Source organism: Streptomyces sp. NBC_01116, assembly GCF_041435495.1.
GTDB lineage: Bacteria > Actinomycetota > Actinomycetes > Streptomycetales > Streptomycetaceae > Streptomyces.
Genome location: NZ_CP108644.1, coordinates 2,357,645 through 2,377,001, shown reverse-complemented (window position 1 = coordinate 2,377,001; position 19,357 = coordinate 2,357,645). Strand labels below are relative to the sequence as shown.

Below are 19,357 nucleotides of genomic sequence, written 5' to 3'. Positions count from 1 at the left end.
GGGAAGCCCCGGGAAGCCGCCGGGGAGACATGCCTGAACTTGCGTTGACGTGGCAGGGAACGTCACCGTATAGGCGGTCTCGCACGCTGGGTACTTGCGCGATTCGCCGGTCCCGTGTGGACTACGGCCAACGCCCCGCGCACGCGCGTGGCTGCAGCATTTTCCGAAGACATGATCAGGAGGCAACCCGTGAGCGCGACCGCGGACCACGCGGAGGAGCGGACCAACCCGGCAGCACGCCTGGGGTTCGAGCCCGGACAAGTGGTCCAGGAGATCGGCTACGACGAAGACGTCGAGCTGGAGCTCCGTGAGGGCATTGAGGCCACTACCGGCCAGGAACTCGTCGACGAGGAGTACGACGACGTCGCAGACGTCGTCCTGCTCTGGTTCCGCGACGAGGACGGCGACCTTACGGACGCGCTGGTGGATGCCATTGGTCTGATCGAGGACGGCGGTACGGTCTGGCTGATGACGCCGAAGACCGGCCGTGACGGATACGTCGAACCGAGCGACATCAATGAGGCTGCCCAGACAGCCGGTCTCGCCCAGACCAAGAGCATCAGCGCGGGCAAGGACTGGACGGGCAGCCGTCTGGTCACCCCCAAGGGGGCCAAGGCCAAGCGCTGAACCACGCTTCGCACCACCCCGGGGCCCTCACGGGCGCACACACCGCGCCCGTGAGGGCCTTCGTACGTCCACGGCCCCTCCGGGCCCCGCCGCGGGCCCCTGCGTAGGGTGGGAGTCACCCGCACGGACCCGGCCCGGGATGCGGAGAAGCGGCGATAAGGATGCGTGTTCCATGACGATCGAGGTCGGCAGTCAGGCCCCGGACTTCCAGCTCAAGGACAACCACGGCCGGACCGTGCGGCTGTCGGAGTTCCGCGGCGAGAAGAACGTCGTGCTGGTGTTCTACCCGTTCGCCTTCACCGGCGTCTGCACCGGCGAGCTGTGCGCGCTCCGCGACGAGCTGCCCCGCTTCGAGAACGAGTCCACCCAGCTGCTCGCCGTCTCCAACGACTCCATCCACACCCTGCGCGTCTTCGCCGAGCAGGAGGGCCTGGAGTACCCGCTGCTGTCCGACTTCTGGCCGCACGGGGAGACCTCGCGGGCGTACGGCGTCTTCGACGAGGACAAGGGCTGCGCGGTGCGCGGCACCTTCGTCATCGACAAGGCGGGCGTCGTCCGCTGGAGCGTCGTGAACGGGCTCCCGGACGCCCGCGACCTGAACGACTACGTCAAGGCGCTCGAAGCGCTCTGAGGCGATCTCCTGGCGACGCCCGGTCAAAAGCCTGTTTTGGCCGGGAACCGGTCACTAGGATCCACTCGTTGATCCGATGCCAATGAACGACGGGGAAGCCGGCGTCCGCCGGCCCCTGAGAAAACTACTGGAGGACTCGTGGGAGTCAGCCTCAGCAAGGGCGGCAACGTCTCGCTGACCAAGGCCGCGCCCAACCTGACCGCGGTCATCGTCGGTCTGGGCTGGGACGCCCGCACCACCACCGGTGGTGACTTCGACCTCGACGCCAGCGCGCTGCTGGCGAACGCCGAGGGCAAGGTCGCCGCCGACGGCAATTTCGTCTTCTTCAACAACCTGAAGAGCCCCGACGGCTCCGTCGAGCACACCGGTGACAACCTCACCGGTGAGGGCGAGGGCGACGACGAGGTCATCAAGGTGAACCTGGCCGGCGTTCCGGCCGACGTCGACAAGATCGTCTTCCCGGTCTCGATCTACGAGGCCGAGAGCCGCCAGCAGAGCTTCGGCCAGGTCCGCAACGCGTACATCCGCGTGGTCAACCAGGCCGACAACACCGAGCTGGCCCGCTACGACCTGAGCGAGGACGCCTCGACGGAGACCGCGATGGTCTTCGGCGAGCTCTACCGCAACGGCGCGGAGTGGAAGTTCCGCGCCATCGGCCAGGGGTACGCCTCGGGCCTGCGCGGCATCGCCCAGGACTTCGGCGTCAACGTCTGACGTCACTGGGCCCCAGGGGGTGTCCGGCACCATGCGCCGGGCACCCCCTGACCGGGCGCTTTCGACGCCCGGCCCCGGGCGTCGAAAGCGCCCGGCAGCGTTTTACACGACTCGGGGAGGACACACATGGGCGTCACGCTCGCCAAGGGAGGCAATGTCTCCCTCTCCAAGGTCGCACCCAACCTCACCCAGGTGCTGGTAGGGCTCGGCTGGGACGCACGCTCCACCACAGGAGCCGATTTCGACCTCGACGCCAGCGCACTGCTGTGCCAGTCGGGCCGCGTGCTCGGCGACGAGTGGTTCATCTTCTACAACAACCTCACGAGCCCCGACGGCTCCGTCGAGCACACCGGTGACAACCTCACCGGTGAGGGCGACGGCGACGACGAGTCCGTCATCGTCCGTCTCGACCAGGTGCCCGCCCACTGCGACAAGATCGTCTTCCCGGTCTCGATCCATGACGCGGACAACCGGGGCCAGGCGTTCGGCCAGGTCAGCAATGCTTTCATCCGTGTCGTCAACCAGGCCGACGGCCAGGAGCTGGCCCGCTACGACCTCAGCGAGGACGCCTCGACGGAGACCGCGATGATCTTCGGCGAGCTCTACCGGTACAACGGCGAGTGGAAGTTCCGTGCGGTCGGCCAGGGGTACGCGTCGGGCCTGCGCGGCATCGCTCTAGACTTCGGCGTCAACGTTTCGTAACGCCGCGCTCGGCGCGGGGGAGCCCCGACACACCGGGGGAGACGCTTTTAACAACACGATGGGGTAGCCAGTGGTTCTGAAAACCTTCGGCTGGTCGTTCGCGGTCACCGCGCTCGGCCTGGTCGCAGCGATTTTCTACGGGGGGTGGCAGGCATTCGGCATCGTCGCGATCCTGTCCGTCCTGGAGATCTCGCTGTCCTTCGACAACGCGGTGATCAACGCCGGAATCCTGAAGAAGATGAATGCCTTCTGGCAGAAGATCTTCCTCACCATCGGCATCCTCATCGCCGTCTTCGGTATGCGACTGGTGTTCCCCGTCGTGATCGTGGCCGTGAGCGCCCAGCTCGGGCCGATCGAGGCCATCGACCTGTCCTTCAACGACCCGGACAGGTACAAGGAACTGGTCACGGACGCCCATCCGTCGATCGCGGCCTTCGGTGGCATGTTCCTGTTGATGATCTTCCTCGACTTCATCTTCGACGAGGACCGCGACATCCACTGGCTGCGCTGGATCGAGCGCCCGCTCGCCAAGCTCGGCAAGGTCGACATGCTGTCGGTCTGCGTCGCGCTGATCATCCTGCTCTTCACCGCCATGACCTTCGCGACCCAGGCCCACCAGCACGGCGGCGGACACGCCGACAAGGCGGCCACGGTCATGCTCTCCGGCATCGCCGGTCTGATCACCTACCTCGTCGTCGGCGGGCTCTCCGGATTCTTCGAGGGCAAGCTGGAAGAGGAGGAGGAGCGCGAGCACGAGGCCGAGGAAGAGGCCAAGAAGAAGGGCAAGCCCGTCACCGGGGTCGCCCTCGCCGGAAAGGCCGCGTTCTTCCTCTTCCTCTACCTGGAAGTCCTGGACGCCTCGTTCTCCTTCGACGGCGTCATCGGCGCCTTCGCGATCACCAACGAGATCGTGCTGATGGCCCTCGGCCTCGGCATCGGCGCCATGTACGTCCGTTCGCTCACCGTCTACCTGGTGCGCGAGGGCACGCTCGACGACTACGTCTACCTGGAGCACGGCGCGCACTACGCGATCGGCGCGCTCTCGATCATCCTGCTGATCACCATCCAGTACCAGATCAACGAGTTCATCACCGGCTCGGTCGGCGTGATCCTGATCGCCCTCTCCTTCTGGTCCTCGGTCCGGCGCAACCGCGCTCTCGCCGCGGAATCCGAGGGCGGCGGCGGCTCGGGAAGCAAGTCCGAAGTGTCCACCGGGGTGTGACCCGGTAAGGATTGAGGAACGCTCTCTGCGGGGCGGCCCACACGGCGACGGCTCTCCGGGATCTCCCGGACCCGGCCCGGTGGCCGCCCCGCGGTGATGTCCGGGGCGCGCGAACAGGTGGGGGTTGGTATGGGATTCTTCGACGGCCTGTGGCCGGGGCGCGCGGCGCAGTTCGACTCGGGCAACTCGACGTCGAGCGCGGTCGTGCTGTCCAAACGCAACGCGACGATCTCGCTCAACAAGCAGGGGGCCCTGTCGGGCAACCTCCGGGTCAACCTGTCCTGGCGGATGCGGACCTCGGACATCGAGGGCCGGTCGCGCCAGAGCGGCATGCTGCGGCGCCCCCTCCAGCTCTTCAAGCCCGAGGTCGTCCAGGCGCACACCCAGGGCGTCGTCAACGTCGACCTGGACCTCGGCTGCATGTACGAGCTGATGGACGGCACCAAGGGCGTCGTACAGCCGCTGGGCAGCCTGATCGGCGACCTCAACGGCCCGCCCTACGTCCGGCTCAGCGGCGACGACCGGTTCGGCGCGCCCTCGGGGGAGACGGTCTACGTCAACCTCGACCAGCGCGACCAGATCAAGCGGCTGCTGTTCTTCGTCTACATCTACGACCGGACGCCCGCCTTCGACCGTACGCACGCCAAGGTCACGCTCTACCCGGGCAACGGCCCGCGCATCGAGATCGAGCTGGACGAGCGCGCACCGCAGGCCCGCTCCTGCGCGGTGTTCACCGTGGAGAACATCAAGGACGAGCTGATCGTGCGCCGCGAGGTGAAGTTCGTGTACGGCTTCCAGTCGGAGTTGGACCGGCTGTACGGCTACGGCATGCAATGGGGGCGCGGCTACAAGTCCCGGACCTGAGCCCGGTCAGCCGTGAGGACCCGGGGACGGGAGCGGTACTCCCGGGGACGGGAGCGGGAACCGGCTCAGGACCGTACGAACTGCGGACCCTGTGGAGGCAGCGCGAAATGGGGGTCGGGCGCGTGCGCGGCGGCTGCCGCGGGCTGCGGATAGCCGTACGCGGGCGGCTCGGCGGCAGACTGCGGATAGCCGTACGCCGGCTGGTGGGCCGCGGCGGCAGCGGGGTGCGCGACCGGTGGCGGATAGCCGTAGGAGGGCTGCTGGTGCTGGACCGTGGCCTGGGAGTCCGGGCCGGGCCCGGGCGGCACGGCCGGCGGCGGGGGCACGGCGGCGGGGAGGGGCCCCGCGCCCGCCGACGCGCCCGGGTCCTGCGGCCCGTTCACGGCCTCCGACTCGTCCACCGAGATGCCGAAGGCCGTGGCGAGGCCGATCAGGCCGGTGGGATACCCCTGGCCGACCGCGCGGAACTTCCATCCCTCGCCGCGGCGGTACAGCTCGCCGCAGATGATCGCCGTCTCTTCCCCGGTCTCCGGCCGGACATCGAACACCGCCAGCGGCTCGCCCTCGGCGAACGCGGCGTCGAACAGGAGTATCCGCAGGTCCAGGACGTGTTCGAAGGCGGCCCCGTCGGAGGAGGCCGCGATGACCACCTGGTCCACCGACGCGTCCAGCGCACCGAGGTCCGCCTCGACCGTGTCCGTCAGCCCCTCCGGGACACTGCGCTTCGGCAGCCGCCGGACCAGGCCCGAGGGGTGCCGGGGCTGGTTGTAGAAGACGAAGTCCTCATCGGACCGCACCCGGCCGGACGCACCGAGGAGCAGGGCGGAGGCGTCCACGTCGGGAACCCCGGCGCCCGGGGTCCAGCGCAGCACGGCCCGTACGGCCGCGGCATCGACGGGGACGTTCGAGCCCTTCAGCATCGTGTGCGTCATGACCGTCATCCTGCCTGCTGGGGGCCCGTGCGGACAACGCGGGGGGCGGCACGGCCGTGCCCGGAGGCCGCGCGGGCAGGGCGTGACGATACCGGGAGAGGGGCCGGGACGAGAGGCGGGTAACCGGAAATTCATGTACATGGGGAACTGTTGACACCCGTCCGTACGTACTATTACCGGCCATGCACGGTCCGGCCGATCCGGCAGTTCGGGGGAAAAAGATGCGTCACTTCGGGCATATATCGCCCACTGCCCGCGAGGGGCTGTTCTTCAGGGAGCCCTGCACCTTCACCGCGGACTCCCCGGCACGGATGCTCTCCGTCGCCCTGGGAGCCACGCTCTACTCCCCGGCCACCCGGCCGTCGCTCGCCGACGACGTGCTCAAGCAGGCCGCGCGCGGCGTCGTCTCCATGGTGCTGTGCCTGGAGGACTCCATCGACGACGCCGAGGTCGTCGGTGCCGAAACCAACCTGATCAGGCAGTTTGCCGCGCTGGCCGCCAAGGACGCGGCATCCGGGACCCGGGGGGCGGGGCCGGGGAGCCAGGACACGGCATCGGGGAGCGGCGCACAGGGCCCGGACGATGCCGCGGGCGCGGCGAGCGCCGATATGCCGCTGCTCTTCATCCGCGTACGGGAACCGGCTCAGATCACCGACCTGGTGCGCCGCCTCGGCGACTCGGTCCGGATGTTGTCCGGTTTCGTACTTCCCAAATTCACCGAGGACCGTGGTCGACAGTTCCTGGAGGCCCTCGCCGAGGCCGAGGCGGCGTGCGGACGACGGCTCTTCGCCATGCCGGTCCTCGAATCCCCCGAGCTGCTCCATCTGGAGACGCGCGGCGAAATCCTCCAGGGCATCGCCCGCAGCGTGGAGAAGCACCGGGACCGGGTGCTCGCCCTGCGCCTCGGCGTCACCGACTTCTGCTCGGCCTACGGACTCCGCCGCGCGCCCGACATGACGGCCTACGACGTCCACATCGTCGCCTCCGTGATCGCCGACGTGGTCAACGTGCTCGGCCGGGCCGACGGCACCGGCTTCACGATCACCGGCCCGGTCTGGGAGTACTTCCGCCGCCAGGAGCGCATGTTCAAGCCCCAGCTGCGCCGCAGCCCCTTCCTGGAGGGCCGGGCCGAGGAACTGCGCACGGCCCTCATCCAGCACGACCTCGACGGACTGCTCCGGGAGATCGAGCTCGACCGCGCCAACGGGCTGCTCGGCAAGACCTGCATCCACCCGTCGCACGTGGCACCGGTCCACGCACTGTCCGTGGTCAGCCACGAGGAGTACACCGACGCCCAGGACATCCTGAGTCCGGAGCGCGGGGGCGGCGGGGTGCTGCGCTCGGCGTACACGAACAAGATGAACGAAGTGAAGCCCCACCGGGCCTGGGCCGAGCGCACGCTCCAGCGGGCCGAGGTCTTCGGGGTGGCCAAGGAAGACGTCGGCTTCGTGGACCTGCTGGCCGCCGGCCTGAAGAACTGAGCGCGCGTCGATGAGCGAGCGCGCGACGAGAGAAGAGGCCGTGGACGTGGTGTGGTCGGGCAGCTGGGTGGCGGAGCGACTGGGAGTCGCCCTCGAAGGCGACGGAGAGCTCCGGGAACTGCTGGGCCTGGCCCTGCGCCGCAACCCCAAGCGGGCGCATCTGCTGGTGTCCAACGTGCTGGGCAAGCACGTGCCCCAGCGGCCCTCCGTCGTCCACGGGGCCGGGTTCGAGCTGGGTGAGCGGGTACGGGCGCTGCTCGGCGCCGAGGAGGCCCGCCGCGCGGTGGTTCTCGGCTACGCGGAGACGGCCACCGGCCTCGGCCACGCTGTGGCGGACGGCCTGCGGGACGCCCCGTACCTGCACTCCACCCGCCGGCCGGTGGCGGGCGTCCGTCAGGCGGGCGGCTTCGAGGAGTCCCACTCGCACGCCACCTCGCACCTGCTGCTGCCGGAGGACCGCGATCTGCTGGCGAGCGGCGGGACCGGGGCCGACGCCTCGGTGCTGGTGCTGGTCGACGACGAGTTCTCCACCGGCAACACGGTCCTGAACACCATCCGCGCGCTGCACGCCCTGCACCCGCGCGAGCGGTACGTCATCGTCGCCCTGGTCGACATGCGCTCGGCCGGCGACCGCGACCGGCTGTCCGCCTTCGCCGCCGAGATCGGCGCCCGTGTCGACCTGGTGACGCGCAGCACCGGAACGGTCGCCCTGCCGGACGGCGTGCTGGAACGCGGCCAGGCCCTGGTCGCGGCCCAGGAGGCGGAACAGGCGCGGCAGGCGGAAAAGGCGGAGCAAGCACGGCAGGCGGACCTGGCAGCGCGGTCCGGGCGGGCCGGGCAGGGACAGCCGCCCGCCGGCTCCGCCGCAGGCGCGGTCCTCGTCCCCGTCCCCGCCCCCGTCACCCGCGTCGACCTCGACTGGCCGGCCGCCGTGCCCGACGGAGGCCGGCACGGCTTCACCCCCGCCCACCGGGCGGCGCTGGAAGCGGCGCTCCCGGGCATGGCGGACCGGATCGCGGCCAGGCTGGGAGACCACGCCGGCCCCCGCCCCCGCCGGGTCCTCGTCCTCGGCTTCGAGGAGCTGATGTACGCCCCGCTGCGCCTGGGCACCGCCCTCGAAGCCGCGCTGGGAACCGACGCAGAGGTCCGCTACTCCACCACCACCCGCTCACCCGTCCTGGCCGTCGACGACCCCGGCTACGCGATACGCACCCGCCTCGTCTTCCCGGCCCACGACGACCCGGCGGACGGCCCCGGCGACCGGTACGCCTACAACGTGGCGGGCGCCGGCTTCGACGCGGTGGTCGCCGTCGTCGACTCCACCGCCGACACCCCGGAACTGCACGCCCCCGACGGGCTGTTGGCCCGGCTCGCCGAGCACACCGGCCACGTACTCCTCGCGGTCGTCCCCTCGTACACCCCCGCACCCGCCACCCCCGCACCCGTTCCCCACCGGCAGGAGCCCGCCGTGCTGCCCGAGCCCCTCCGAGGCCCCGCCTTCTCCAGTTACGCGCCGGAGGACGTCGGCTGGCTGCTCCAGGACCTCTCGGACACCGAGCTGGAAGCGCCCACCGAGGAGCGCGAGGAGGCGATCCAGAGCGGCGGCGCGCACTACGCGGAGTCGCTGCCCGTCGAGTACCAGCCGAGCGCCGCCTACCAGGCCCTGTTCACCGCGGCGCTGGAGACCTCCGCCGCCCGCATCGCCCGCGCGGTCGGCACCGTCACCGAGACGGTCCTCGCCGAACGCGGCCCGCGCCCCGTGCTCGTCTCGCTCGCCCGCGCCGGAACCCCGGTCGGCGTGCTGATGCGCCGCTGGGCCCAGCACCGGCACGGCCTGGACCTGCCGCACTACGCCATCTCCATCGTCCGGGGCCGAGGCATCGACGCCACCGCCCTGCGCTGGCTGGCCGCCCATCACGACCCGGCCGACGTGGTGTTCGTCGACGGCTGGACCGGGAAGGGCGCGATCACCCGCGAACTGGCCGCGGCCATCACGGAGTTCGAGGCGTCCGGCGGGCCCGCCGGCTTCGACCCGGAGATCTCGGTGCTCGCCGACCCGGGCGGCTGCGTGCGGACGTACGGCACCCGCGAGGACTTCCTCATCCCCTCGGCCTGCCTCAACTCCACGGTGTCCGGCCTCATCTCCCGTACGGTGCTCCGCGCCGACCTGGTCGGCCCCGACGACTTCCACGGCGGGAAGTTCTACCGGGAGCTGGCGGACTCCGACGTCTCGGGCCTCTTCCTCGACACGATCGCCGCCCGCTTCGACGAGGTGGCGGGCCAGGTCGAGGCGGCGGCCAAGGAACTCCTCGCCGCCGACCGCGCCCCGACCTGGGAGGGCTGGGCGGCCGTCGAGCGGATCAGCGAGGAGTACGGCATCCACGACGTCAACCTGGTCAAGCCGGGCGTCGGCGAGACCACCCGGGTCCTGCTCCGCCGGGTCCCCTGGAAGATCCTCGCCAAGCGCGGCGCGGGCGCGGACCTGGAGCACATCCGGCTGCTGGCCGAACAGCGCGGAGTCCCCGTCGAGGAGGTCGACGACCTCCCGTACAGCTGTGTCGGACTGATCCACCCCCGGTTCACGCGCGGCGCGACGGGCGCGGACGGCAAGGCGGTGCAGGGCGCATGAGCACGACTTCACCGGCCACCCTGGTGGCGAGCGACCTCGACCGCACGCTGATCTACTCGGCGGCCTCCCTCGACCTGTCGATGCCCGACGCGGAGGCGCCGCGGCTGCTGTGCGTGGAGGTGTACGGCCACAAGCCGCTCTCGTACCTGACCGAGACGGCCGCCGCCCTCCTCACCGAGGTGGCGACCTCCACCGTCTTCGTCCCGACGACCACCCGCACCCGCGAGCAGTACGGCCGCATCCACCTCCCCGGCCCCGCCTCCCGGTACGCGATCTGCGCCAACGGCGGCCACATCCTGGTCGACGGCGTCTCCGACCGCGACTGGCAGCGGCGGGTGGAGGCCCGCATCGCACAGGAGTGCGCCCCGCTCACCGAGATCCGCGCTCACCTCGCCACCACCGCCGACCCGGCCTGGCTGCTCAAGGAACGGGTCGCCGAGGACCTCTTCGCCTACCTCGTCGTCGAACGCTCCCTGCTGCCCGAGGAATGGGCGAAGGAACTGGCCGCCTGGGCCGGGCCGCGCGGTTGGACGGTTTCCCTCCAGGGCCGCAAGATCTACGTGGTCCCGGCGCCGCTCACCAAGAGCGCCGCCATGCACGAGGTCGCCCGCCGCACCGGCGCCACGCGCACGCTCGCCGCCGGGGACTCCCTCCTCGACGCGGACCTGCTGCTCGCCGCCGACCTCGGCTGGCGCCCCGGCCACGGCGAACTGGCCGACGAGGGCTGGCGGGCCCCGCACGTGGTGGCCCTGGAGGAGCGGGGAGGAGCGGCGGGGGAGGAGATCCTGCGCCGGTTCCTGGCGGCCGCGGCTGTCTGATATTCCCTGCTGACGGGCGCGGGTTGCGCGAGGCTGGGGGCATGACCAAGGGCAACGACACCACGATCACCGGCGAGCTGTACGCGTACATGCTGGCCCACAACCCGCCGCTGGACCCGGTCCAGCGGGAGCTGGTGGACACCACGTACGCACGGTTCCCCGACCACGCCGGCATGCAGTCGGCCGAGGAACAGGCCCCCCTGCTCGCCTTCCTCGTCCGGCTGGTCGGCGCCCGGCACGTGGTGGAGGTCGGCACGTTCACCGGCTTCAGCGCCCTGGCGATGGCCCAGGCGCTGCCCGCCGACGGCACGCTGATCGCCTGCGACATCTCGGAGGAGTGGACGGCGTACGGCCGGGAGGCCTGGGATAAGGCGGGCGTCGCGGACCGGATCGACCTGCGCATCGCCCCCGCCCTGGACACCCTGCGCGCGATGCCCGCCGAGCCGCACATCGACTTCGCCTACCTGGACGCGGACAAGGGCGGCTACATCGCCTACTGGGAGGAGCTGGTGCCCCGGATGCGGCAGGGCGGGGTCATCGCCACGGACAACGTGCTCTTCCACGGCGGGGTCACGGACCCGGAGGCGACCGGCCCGACGGCGGCGATCAAGGAGTTCAACGACCACGTGAGCGCCGACGACCGGATGGACAGCGTCCTGCTGACGGTCTCGGACGGCCTGACGCTGTCCCGAAAGAAGTAGGCCCCCGGCTGGTGCGAGGCCCAGAGGCGACGGCCGGGCTCAGCCGCAGCACCCTCCCCCGCAGCAGCCCCCGCCCCCACCGCCGCCGGAAGGCGCGGGAGCGGACCCGGCCCCACCGCCCACGGCCACGGCGGACAGCAGCTTGACGGTGTCGTCGTGGCCTGCGGGGCAGGCGGCGGGGTCCGAGGACTGAGCCATGGGGCGGCTGACTTCGAACGTGTCTCCGCAGGTGCGGCAGCGGAATTCATAGCGAGGCATGGGCTCAGGCTAGAGCCATCGCGGCCGGGGGGCTACGGGCCCCCGCCCTGCCGCCCCGGACCCACCAGCCGCCTCAGAGGCAACTCGGCCGCCTCGGGAGCCACGCGTGGCCTCAGGAGGCACCGACCGCCTCGGGTGCTACCGGCCGCCCCGGGAGCAACCGACCGCCTCCGGAGCTACCGGCCGCCCCGGGAGCACCCGATCACCCCGGGGAGCACCTGGTCGCTCCGGGAGCACCTGGTCGCCTCAGGCGCCGGTGCCGCGTTCCTCGCGGATGTCGGAGACGACCCGGGCGGCGGTCTGCCGTACGGCCTCGGTCTCCGTCAGGAAGTGCCAGTAGTCGGGGTGGCGCCCCTCCAGACCGGCGATGGCGCGTTCCAGCCGGGCCACGGAGTCGTCCAGCGGCCGGGCGTGCCGAGGGTCGGGCGTGTGCCGGCCGGCCATGGCGAGGCGCTGGGCGTCCCGCACCGCGAACCGGGTCCGCTCGATCTCCTGCTGCGGGTCCTTCGCCACGGCGTTCAGCTGCTGCAACCGGTCCCCGGCGGCGGAGACCGCCTCGTCCGTGGCGTTGAGCAGGGCGCGGACCGTGGACAGCCGGGACGTGGCGTCCGCCCAGCGCTGCTCGTCGCGCGCCTTCGCCGCCTCCGCGAGCTTGTCCTCGGCCTGCCGGACATTGACGGCGGCCTGCTCCGGGACGGGCTGGAGGTCCTGCCAGCAGGCGGCCGAGAAGCGCCGCCGCAACTCGCTGAGCACCGGCTCCACCGAGCCCGCCCGGGTCGTCAGGGCCTGCGCGCGGGTCCGCAGCGAGACGAGCCTGCGGTCGATCTCGGCGGCCCGCTCGGGCAGCCGCTCCGCCTCGGTGCGCACGGCCTCGGCGTCGCGCAGCACCGTGTCGGCCCGCTGGAGGGTCTCCGCGACGCCGTGCTTTCCCGCGCCCTGGTTCAGCTTGGTCAGCTCCGGGGCGAGCGCGGCGAGCCGGGCGGCCAGCTCATCGGCCCGCAGCCCCGCGGCCCGGGCGCCGTCGAGGGCGTTGCTCGCGCCCAGGAGCGCCTGGCGGGCCCGCTCGACGGCCGGGGCGAGCCGGGCGAGCTGCGTCTCCGCGCTGCCCAGCAGGGGCCCGAGCCCCTGGGCGAAGCGATCCAGCTCGCCCTTGACCCGTACGAGGCCGTCCTTGGCCCGGTTCAGCTCGGTACGGGCCCGGGAGGCGACGGCGGGCTCCAGATCGTCCCGGTCCAGGTCGTGGCTGTCGACGGCGGTGATGTAGGTGTGACTGACCTCGTCGATGCGCCGGCCGAGCGAGGCGAAGTCCTCGGCGGCCTTGCGACCGCGGGAGGAGTTGTCCACGGCGTTGATGGTCTCGATGGAGATCCGGAGATCGCGCTGGGCGCTGTCCAGCTCGTAGAACGCCTCGGCGGCGGCGTCCTTCGCGGCCTGTGCCTCGGCCCGCTCGTTCTCTCCGCGCCCGCCGAACCACCGGCGGGTACCGCCCCCGGCGAAGGCGGCGGGCAGCACGGCGAGCACGAGGGGCACGGGCAGGAGCATCAGCGCCAGCAGATCCCGGCCGCCGGAACGGCCCCGACCGCCCTGCCCCCGCGACCTCCCCAGGGCGTGCTGCCCCGGCAGGTCCTGACCCCTGTGGACGGCGGAACTCCCACCCGCTCCTGCCTCCGGCCGCGCGTGTGTCGCCGTCACATCCCTCTCCCGTGCCGATTCGCCCTGCCCGGTACATTCTCCCACCAGTAAGGACGAACACACGGGTCGGTTAGTTCGCGCTTCGCACGGTGACTTGGCCGTTGTCGCTGCGGGCCTTCACCACATGCGCGCTGTCGTCGCCGCGCGGCACCCCGATCGAGACGTCCCCGTTGTCGGCGGAGGCGTTCACCGCGTACTTCTGCCCGCCCGGCGGCAGGTCGATGGTGATGCCCCCGTTGTCGCTCACGGTGTCCACGAGGTCGGGCACGGAGCTGAAGTCCAGCCGGATCTCCCCGTTGTCGGCACGGGCGACCACGGAGGAGGCGGATATCCGGTCGGCCCGGATCTCCCCGTTGTCGCTCTTCAGCTTCAGTGCGCCGCTGGCGTCCCGGACGTTGATCTCCCCGTTGTCCGAGGAGAGGTCCAGCGCACGGTCGAAGCCGGTGGCGCTGATCGTCCCGTTGTCCGACGAGGCCGTCACCTCGACCCCGCGCGGCACCTTCACACGGTGCCGGGCCTCGCAGTTGTTGATCAGGGCGTCACACTTCACCCGGAGCGTGAGGGTGTCGCCCTCCATGCTCCAGACAGGGTCGGGCCCGCTGCCCAGCACCACCCACCCGTCGACCTGCCGCTCCACCTCGACCTGCTCCACGTCGGCCGGCACGAGGTCCACGGTCACGTTCTCGGAGTCGATGGTCAGGGTCTTCCCCTCCAGATCGAACGACTTGCGCTCGACGGGGGCGCCGTCGACATCCGTACTCCCGCACCCCGTGAGAGCCAGGGCCAGCAGCGCGACCCCACTCCCCAGAGCGAGGGCCCGCCCGGCTGCTCCACGGAGCGTGCGGGTCGCTGCGCTCGTCACGATGTCCACGGTGATCGTTCCCCCAGTACGTGCTGCCGGACGGTGCCGCACCTGACCTCACTGCCGGTGCACTCGAACCGTATGCCGCCGACGCCCGCCGACGGCATCCGGACGGCTACCGTCTCGTGGTGGGGTTAACCCCCGGCCGCGGTCCCGCTCCTGGCCCGGTTCCGACCTCGATCCCGGCCACTGCCCCGACCACGATCCCTGGCCCTGCCCCGACCTCGGTCCCTGCCTCGGCCCCGACCTCGGCCCGGCTCCGGCCTCGGCCCGGCTCCGGCCAGGAACGGTTTATGAGCAGGGGCCCGGGTCCATGTACGCTGTTGCCTCATCCACGGGTGCGTAGCTCAGGGGTAGAGCGCTGCTCTTACAAAGCAGATGTCGGCGGTTCGAAACCGTCCGCGCCCACCAGCCAGAACGTCCCCGCAGCGAGCCGCTGCGGGGACGTCGACGGTAGTAGATGACGGCAGTCAGGTTTGATCTTCTTCTGCCTCCACCCCAGCGGCAACGTTCTGTGCCTTCGCACCGAGGCCCCAAAGGTAGATCACGCACTGGAACAGCAGGGCTGCCGCAGGCGACCCAGCAGCGAGTATGAAGCCGTGAGCGATCTCGTTGCGCAGGTTCCACCCGCCCGCTGGGTTTCCGCAAATGGTGAGGATGCTTCGGTACCACGATTCATGCATGTCTTTTTTGCGTAGAACGCCCAGCAAGTATCCCAGGCCGGGGTACTGCCCTGGCTTTTCGTCTCTCTGTAGTGTGTATACGCCTGCGTCAAGCGCTAGCACCAGATTTCGGGCTAGCGTCTCAATTTTAAGGCGCGATGGTGAAGGTCGCCCCTTCGGTGTCTCCGGACCAGTAGCGAATGAAACAATCGCTATGCGTCGCTCTTCGAGCACGTCACGTACGCACACCTGCACACGGAACGGATTCACAACTCAGTCTCCAAGATTCTGGAGACGGCGGTCTACGACGGAGCGCGGGGGTTCACCCTGTCGTACTTCCACCGGGCCGAAGAGCTGGTGACGGAGCTGGTCGCCTCCGGACTGGAGGGCGTGCAGGTCTTCGGTATCGAGGGCCCCGCTTGGTCGCTGGTGAAGGCGGCGGAGCGGCAGCCGGGCGCAGGTCCCACGGATGAGCTGATCGCCTCAGCCATGGACGCGGCCCGCATGGCAGGGCCGTACCCGGAACTCCTCGCCGCCAGCTCGCACCTCCTGGCCGTCGGTACGGTTCCCGCCTGCAGTGCCGACCAACGGCCCTGACCTGCGGACGGGGTCATGGCGCGCCGTACCGTCTACGACACTGGATGAACCATGCCTAAGTTCGGAGTTCTGGTCAGCGGAAGTCCAGCCGGAAGCGAGTGACGGCGGCTTCCTCGCAAAGATGGTGCGACCGACTCCCCTCTCCCCTTGGCTAGTTGGCTTAGATCCCGTTCTTGATGCAGAATCCCGTTCACCAGGGCACGCCGCAGCGTCAGCTGCACTACCGCGTGCCCAGTAGATCGGGGGACGCTGTGCCCGGGGGACCACTTCCGATTCCGCCTGACCTCAAACTGGCTCCTGGCAAGAGCGGACTTGTGAGGAAGTTGCGCCGCGTCAGGCGGTCGAGAAAGGCGCTCAAGGGTCTGACTCAGTGGGTGATCGACTGGGGCGTTCCGCTCGCCTTCGGCGCGACGCTTCTCTTCATATACGCAGCTAGTGCGACATCAGCCAAATCGGTCTACAAAGCCTTCACGCTTATTGACCCGCCCAACCGCCTTGCGCTTTGGCTACCGTCCATCCTCGGCTGGCTGCTTGTGCCGGCAATTATCGGTGGTGTCGCTGGCCATGTTATTGCGCAGCGCATCAGCAGTGTTAAGGCCATCTCCACCGAGAGACTGTTCCGTCGACGTACCTGGGGGCAGCGGCTCAAGCCACCTGGTCGCATTCCTGACCTGCGCGGATACTTCCACGGCACCTACGCGCAGCAGAACTTCGTTGATGCTTGGGTGCGGGTAGCCCATCGGAACGACTGGAGCCGAGCACAAGACCACTGGGAGGTTTTCATACGTGATGTCCTCTCCACTCAGCAGTTTGCCCACCTGGACCGACACGAATGCCTGAAGCAGGCCAAAGACACGGCGCACCTAGTATTGGTGATCACCGCCCAGATGGGTATTTGCATCGTGTGTGAGCGGAGGCGCTAGGCGTGCGGGCAGAAGACGCAGTTGAGATCGTGAGGGCGTCTCTGGCTCTCGCCTTCCCTGGTGCCTCCGCCGAAGGCCTATCAAGGGCGGCGGAACTTGTGGTTCGGTGGGGAGCGGAAGGTGTTGCGGAGCACCTTGACCAAGCCCTGACGCGAAGAATGTTGTTGGATCTGCTTGTTGTCTCAGGTGCACCGGCCCCGGAGCTGGCAGACCGGCAGTCACCTTCCCGCGGGCCTACTGCTTGGTGGAGGACTTGGTCGAGGCCAGAAGAAGGTCCGGAACTGCCGTTCCGGCCTCCTGGGTCCGAGCCGCCACCCGACCCTGATCAGCCACCGGGGGAGCCCAGACGGCGGCGTGAGCCACCGTTCTGACCGTGCACCGCTAGGAGGCGAAGGGGAACAGCCCCGGACGTGACGGCACTTCTTGACGGCAACGTCTACACACGAGTGCAGTCATAGACGTTCACGCGAGGCGCGTGTGGGGCTGCGTTCTGAAGTGGTCCCCATGTGAGCCTCGCGCCCGGACGGACTTACAAAGCGCAGATGTCGGCGGTTCGAAACCGTCCGCGCCCACCAGCACGAGGGCCCCCGGCCGATCATGGTCGGGGGCCCTCGGCGTCTCCCTCGCGTCCACGGTCAACGCGCGCGGTCACTCACCGCCTCCGCGATCGACAGGCTGTTCTCGTAGAGGTGGTGCCGGGTGATCCGGCCGTTCTCGACGGTGAGGCGCAGCGCGAACGGTCCCTCGAAGGATCGGCCCGTCGCCCGCACGGTCCCCGACACGTGGCCCGTCAGGACGGCGTCGGTGCCGTCGACGAGGAAAGCGTCGACGGAGGCGCGCGCGACCTCCGGCACGGTGTGCTCCATCAACTCCGTGAACTGGGCCGCGCATTCGGCGGCCGTGGACCGGGGGCGGATCCACGGCACGGCCGGGTTCTCGGCGAGCAGCCAGTCGACCTCGTCGGCGAAGAGCGCCGTGAGCCGGGCGGTGTCACCGGCCAGCCGGGCGGCGAGGAAGTCCTGGACCACGGCCCGGGTCGTTTCGGCGGAGGAAGGCGCGGTGTCGGCCGGGCTCGCCGTGGAGGTGGAGGGCGTGACGGACATGGTGCTCTCCTCGTTGTTGGGCGCGGGGCCTGTCGGGGCCGGCTCCGCGTCGATGGGTTCGATCCTGCCGGGGTGGGCGGCCGCGGTCGATTACGTCGGAGGTCATGGCGGACGTCATGCCGAAGGACCGGCCTACTCTGAATCGGTGTGCCGAGGGAGAGAGAAGGATGAACGTTTCGTCGTCCATCGCCTCCGTGCGGCGACGCGGGCTGCGGCGTACGACGGCCCGCCCGGGCGACGGTCCGGCCGGGCGACGGGACAGGAGAGGGCACTTCATGGGGCAGACGCTGGCGGAGATCCTGGACGAGGCGGCGCGCGGGCGGTTTCCGGAGACCGACGGGAGGACGACCGTGGTGGCCGCGCCGAGTGCTCGCGACACGGGAGCGATCGCCTTCACCGCGCACTCGGTCGTGTTCACCGACGAGGATCCCGAGTGGGTCCATACGACGCTGGCCGCCCTGGAATGCGATGCGCTGGCCGCCACGATGCACCCCGGCTTCCTGACGGCCCTCCTGGAACGCACCGGGCGGGTCACCGACACGATCGACCTCCTGACCGTGGCGTCCTCGCTGCCCGGCGAACCCGGGCTGGAGCTGCGGGAGGTCACCGATCCCGTCCACCCGCGGGTGACGAGTGCCCGCCGGCGCCGGGACGGGGTGCGGATGTGGGAGGCCGACGGAGGAGTGCTGGTGCTCGGACGCGGGGTGGCGGGGCGTTGGGAGGTGGCCGTCGAGCTCGACGAGGATGCCCGGCACCGGGGCCTCGGCCGCGCCCTCGCCACCGCCGCACGGCACCTCGTGCCCCCGGGCGAACCGCTCTGGTCGCAGCAGGCCGCGGGCAACGCCCGCAGCATCCGGGCGTTCCAGGCCGCCGGGTTCCGCCCGGTCGGCTCGGAGGTGCTGCTGCTCGCCCGCGGCCAGGGGCAGGACGCCGGGGGAGCGTGAGGGCTCTGCCGGGCTCTCCGCACGACGGCTGCGGCCTCCCGCTACTCTGCTCGCCATGATCGACTCACCCGCGAGCCCCACGGACACCGAGGTGGCCGCGGCCGCGGCGCTGGCCGGGGCCGAGGTCGTGCGCGCCCGGTACGGGCGCCGGCACACCCGTATCGACAAAGGGGCCGGGGACTTCGCCACCGACGCCGATGTGGCGGCCGAGGAGGCGATCCTCGACGTCCTCCGTGCTGCCCGGCCCGAGGACGCGGTGCACGGCGAGGAGGGCGGCCGGCGAGGCGCGGCCGGCGCGGTGCGCGAGTGGTTGGTGGACCCCCTGTGCGGGACGCTCAACTACGCCACCGGCTCCCGACTGGTCGCCGTCAACGTGGCGCTGCGCGACGGTCCGGCCGCGGTGGCCGATCCGTTCAGCGGCGAGGTCTTCCTCACGGATGGCGAGACCGCGTGGGTCCGGTACGGCCCGGAAGGGGGCGGCGGCCCGTACGGAGATATGTACGGGGGCGGGGGCGGCGACCCGGGCGGGCAGGTCCCCGGCTCCGTTCCGCGGCGACGACCCGACGGCGCGGAGCAGTTGGCGCCGACCGCGGACACCCGGCTGGTGGACGTGAACCTCGATCCGCCCTTCCCCGGCGCGCCCGGCTTCCGTGCCGTCGATCTGCTCGCGCACCCCGGTTTCGTCGAGCGCTTCCGCCCGCGCGTCGTCTCCACGTCGCTCGCACTGGCCTGGGTCGCCGCCGGCCGGAGGGCCGCCTACGTCACCGACGGCGGCGACCTGGGCGGGAGCGTGCACTTCGCCGCCGGGATCGCCTTGTGCCGGGCCGCCGGCTGCGTCGTCACCGGGGTCGACGGCGGCCCGGTCGGGCCGGGGGGCCGCGGGCTCGTCGTGGCGGCTGACCTCGAAACACACGGGCTGCTGCTGTCGTTGATCCGCGGTCGGGTGCGGAGTTCCTGAGCCACTGCCCATGCCGAGGCGCGCGTGTGCCCGTTGC

19 protein-coding genes, 1 tRNA gene and 1 pseudogene are annotated in these 19,357 nt (G+C 70.7%); 15 read left to right on the top strand and 6 right to left on the bottom strand.

The genetic code is table 11. From position 1 onward, the window contains the following. Nucleotides 1-189: 189 nt before the first annotated feature. The 6 genes from OG245_RS10345 to OG245_RS10320 all read left to right on the top strand — a co-directional run bounded on the left by OG245_RS10345 (nucleotide 190) and on the right by OG245_RS10320 (nucleotide 4,760). Nucleotides 190-627: a DUF3052 domain-containing protein gene (locus OG245_RS10345; protein ID WP_030585952.1), complete on the top strand. Its 438-nt coding sequence runs from the start codon at nucleotides 190-192 to the stop codon at nucleotides 625-627. Nucleotides 628-799: 172 nt separating this feature from the next. Next, the gene (locus OG245_RS10340) at nucleotides 800-1,258 is read left to right on the top strand and encodes a peroxiredoxin (protein ID WP_073801621.1); all 459 of its coding nucleotides are present in this window, start codon (nucleotides 800-802) and stop codon (nucleotides 1,256-1,258) included. 138 nt (nucleotides 1,259-1,396) lie between these two features. Beyond that, complete coding sequence (locus tag OG245_RS10335; RefSeq protein ID WP_003969402.1) at nucleotides 1,397-1,972, top strand: TerD family protein; 576 nt, start codon at nucleotides 1,397-1,399, stop codon at nucleotides 1,970-1,972. Nucleotides 1,973-2,098: 126 nt separating this feature from the next. Beyond that, nucleotides 2,099-2,674: a TerD family protein gene (locus tag OG245_RS10330; protein WP_371623231.1), complete on the top strand. Its 576-nt coding sequence runs from the start codon at nucleotides 2,099-2,101 to the stop codon at nucleotides 2,672-2,674. A 70-nt stretch (nucleotides 2,675-2,744) separates the two neighbouring features. Then, entirely contained in the window at nucleotides 2,745-3,896 is a 1,152-nt protein-coding gene (locus OG245_RS10325) for a DUF475 domain-containing protein (protein ID WP_371623230.1), read from the top strand. Nucleotides 3,897-4,025: 129 nt separating this feature from the next. Beyond that, nucleotides 4,026-4,760, top strand: coding sequence for a Tellurium resistance (locus OG245_RS10320; RefSeq protein WP_371623229.1), 735 nt, complete (start codon nucleotides 4,026-4,028; stop codon nucleotides 4,758-4,760). Between the two features lie 65 nt (nucleotides 4,761-4,825). Here the strand turns inward: OG245_RS10320 and OG245_RS10315 are convergent, their stop codons facing one another. Beyond that, on the bottom strand, nucleotides 4,826-5,692 hold the full coding sequence (locus OG245_RS10315) for a TerD family protein (RefSeq protein WP_371623228.1): 867 nt from the start codon (nucleotides 5,690-5,692) through the stop codon (nucleotides 4,826-4,828). 221 nt (nucleotides 5,693-5,913) lie between these two features. On the opposite strand from OG245_RS10315, the gene OG245_RS10310 reads away from it, so the two are divergent. Genes OG245_RS10310 through OG245_RS10295 form a run of 4 tightly spaced genes read left to right on the top strand, consistent with a single transcriptional unit; the run spans nucleotide 5,914 to nucleotide 11,321 of the window. Beyond that, nucleotides 5,914-7,173, top strand: coding sequence for an HpcH/HpaI aldolase/citrate lyase family protein (locus OG245_RS10310; protein ID WP_371623227.1), 1,260 nt, complete (start codon nucleotides 5,914-5,916; stop codon nucleotides 7,171-7,173). A 10-nt stretch (nucleotides 7,174-7,183) separates the two neighbouring features. Continuing rightward, on the top strand, nucleotides 7,184-9,802 hold the full coding sequence (locus OG245_RS10305) for a phosphoribosyltransferase domain-containing protein (RefSeq protein ID WP_371623226.1): 2,619 nt from the start codon (nucleotides 7,184-7,186) through the stop codon (nucleotides 9,800-9,802). Then, nucleotides 9,799-10,620 carry an HAD family hydrolase gene (locus OG245_RS10300; protein WP_371623225.1) on the top strand — a complete coding sequence of 274 codons (822 nt, stop codon included), beginning with the start codon at nucleotides 9,799-9,801 and terminating at the stop codon, nucleotides 10,618-10,620. The genes OG245_RS10305 and OG245_RS10300 overlap by 4 nt, the downstream gene beginning before the upstream one ends. Before the next feature lie 41 nt (nucleotides 10,621-10,661). Further along, entirely contained in the window at nucleotides 10,662-11,321 is a 660-nt protein-coding gene (locus tag OG245_RS10295) for an O-methyltransferase (protein ID WP_371623224.1), read from the top strand. 39 nt (nucleotides 11,322-11,360) lie between these two features. On the opposite strand, the gene OG245_RS10290 is transcribed toward OG245_RS10295, so the two are convergent. The 3 genes from OG245_RS10290 to OG245_RS10280 form a co-directional block, all read right to left on the bottom strand. Next, complete coding sequence (locus tag OG245_RS10290; protein ID WP_371623223.1) at nucleotides 11,361-11,579, bottom strand: zinc ribbon domain-containing protein; 219 nt, start codon at nucleotides 11,577-11,579, stop codon at nucleotides 11,361-11,363. A 246-nt stretch (nucleotides 11,580-11,825) separates the two neighbouring features. Then, on the bottom strand, nucleotides 11,826-13,271 hold the full coding sequence (locus OG245_RS10285) for a hypothetical protein (RefSeq protein ID WP_371623222.1): 1,446 nt from the start codon (nucleotides 13,269-13,271) through the stop codon (nucleotides 11,826-11,828). 70 nt (nucleotides 13,272-13,341) lie between these two features. Next, on the bottom strand, nucleotides 13,342-14,142 hold the full coding sequence (locus OG245_RS10280) for a DUF4097 family beta strand repeat-containing protein (protein WP_371623221.1): 801 nt from the start codon (nucleotides 14,140-14,142) through the stop codon (nucleotides 13,342-13,344). A gap of 327 nt (nucleotides 14,143-14,469) precedes the next feature. On the opposite strand from OG245_RS10280, the gene OG245_RS10275 reads away from it, so the two are divergent. After that, a tRNA-Val gene (locus tag OG245_RS10275) sits at nucleotides 14,470-14,544 on the top strand. A gap of 59 nt (nucleotides 14,545-14,603) precedes the next feature. Here the strand turns inward: OG245_RS10275 and OG245_RS10270 are convergent. Next, nucleotides 14,604-15,029: a DUF4209 domain-containing protein gene (locus OG245_RS10270; protein ID WP_371627855.1), complete on the bottom strand. Its 426-nt coding sequence runs from the start codon at nucleotides 15,027-15,029 to the stop codon at nucleotides 14,604-14,606. Here OG245_RS10270 and OG245_RS10265 point away from each other — a divergent pair. Together OG245_RS10265 and OG245_RS10260 are read left to right on the top strand one after the other, a co-directional pair. Further along, nucleotides 15,003-15,392: pseudogene (locus tag OG245_RS10265) on the top strand (SAM-dependent methyltransferase); the annotation flags it as partial. The gene OG245_RS10270 and the pseudogene OG245_RS10265 overlap by 27 nt on opposite strands. Before the next feature lie 374 nt (nucleotides 15,393-15,766). Continuing rightward, on the top strand, nucleotides 15,767-16,315 hold the full coding sequence (locus tag OG245_RS10260; protein ID WP_371623220.1) for a DUF6313 family protein: 549 nt from the start codon (nucleotides 15,767-15,769) through the stop codon (nucleotides 16,313-16,315). A gap of 635 nt (nucleotides 16,316-16,950) precedes the next feature. On the opposite strand, the gene OG245_RS10255 is transcribed toward OG245_RS10260, so the two are convergent. Beyond that, complete coding sequence (locus OG245_RS10255) at nucleotides 16,951-17,418, bottom strand: nuclear transport factor 2 family protein (protein WP_371623219.1); 468 nt, start codon at nucleotides 17,416-17,418, stop codon at nucleotides 16,951-16,953. Nucleotides 17,419-17,693: 275 nt separating this feature from the next. Between OG245_RS10255 and OG245_RS10250 the strand changes: the two genes are divergently transcribed. Then, the gene (locus tag OG245_RS10250; protein ID WP_371627854.1) at nucleotides 17,694-18,362 is read left to right on the top strand and encodes a GNAT family N-acetyltransferase; all 669 of its coding nucleotides are present in this window, start codon (nucleotides 17,694-17,696) and stop codon (nucleotides 18,360-18,362) included. A 55-nt stretch (nucleotides 18,363-18,417) separates the two neighbouring features. Beyond that, nucleotides 18,418-19,320 (top strand): inositol monophosphatase, encoded by a 903-nt coding sequence (locus tag OG245_RS10245; RefSeq protein ID WP_371623218.1) that lies wholly within the window; start codon nucleotides 18,418-18,420, stop codon nucleotides 19,318-19,320. Nucleotides 19,321-19,357: the final 37 nt, after the last annotated feature.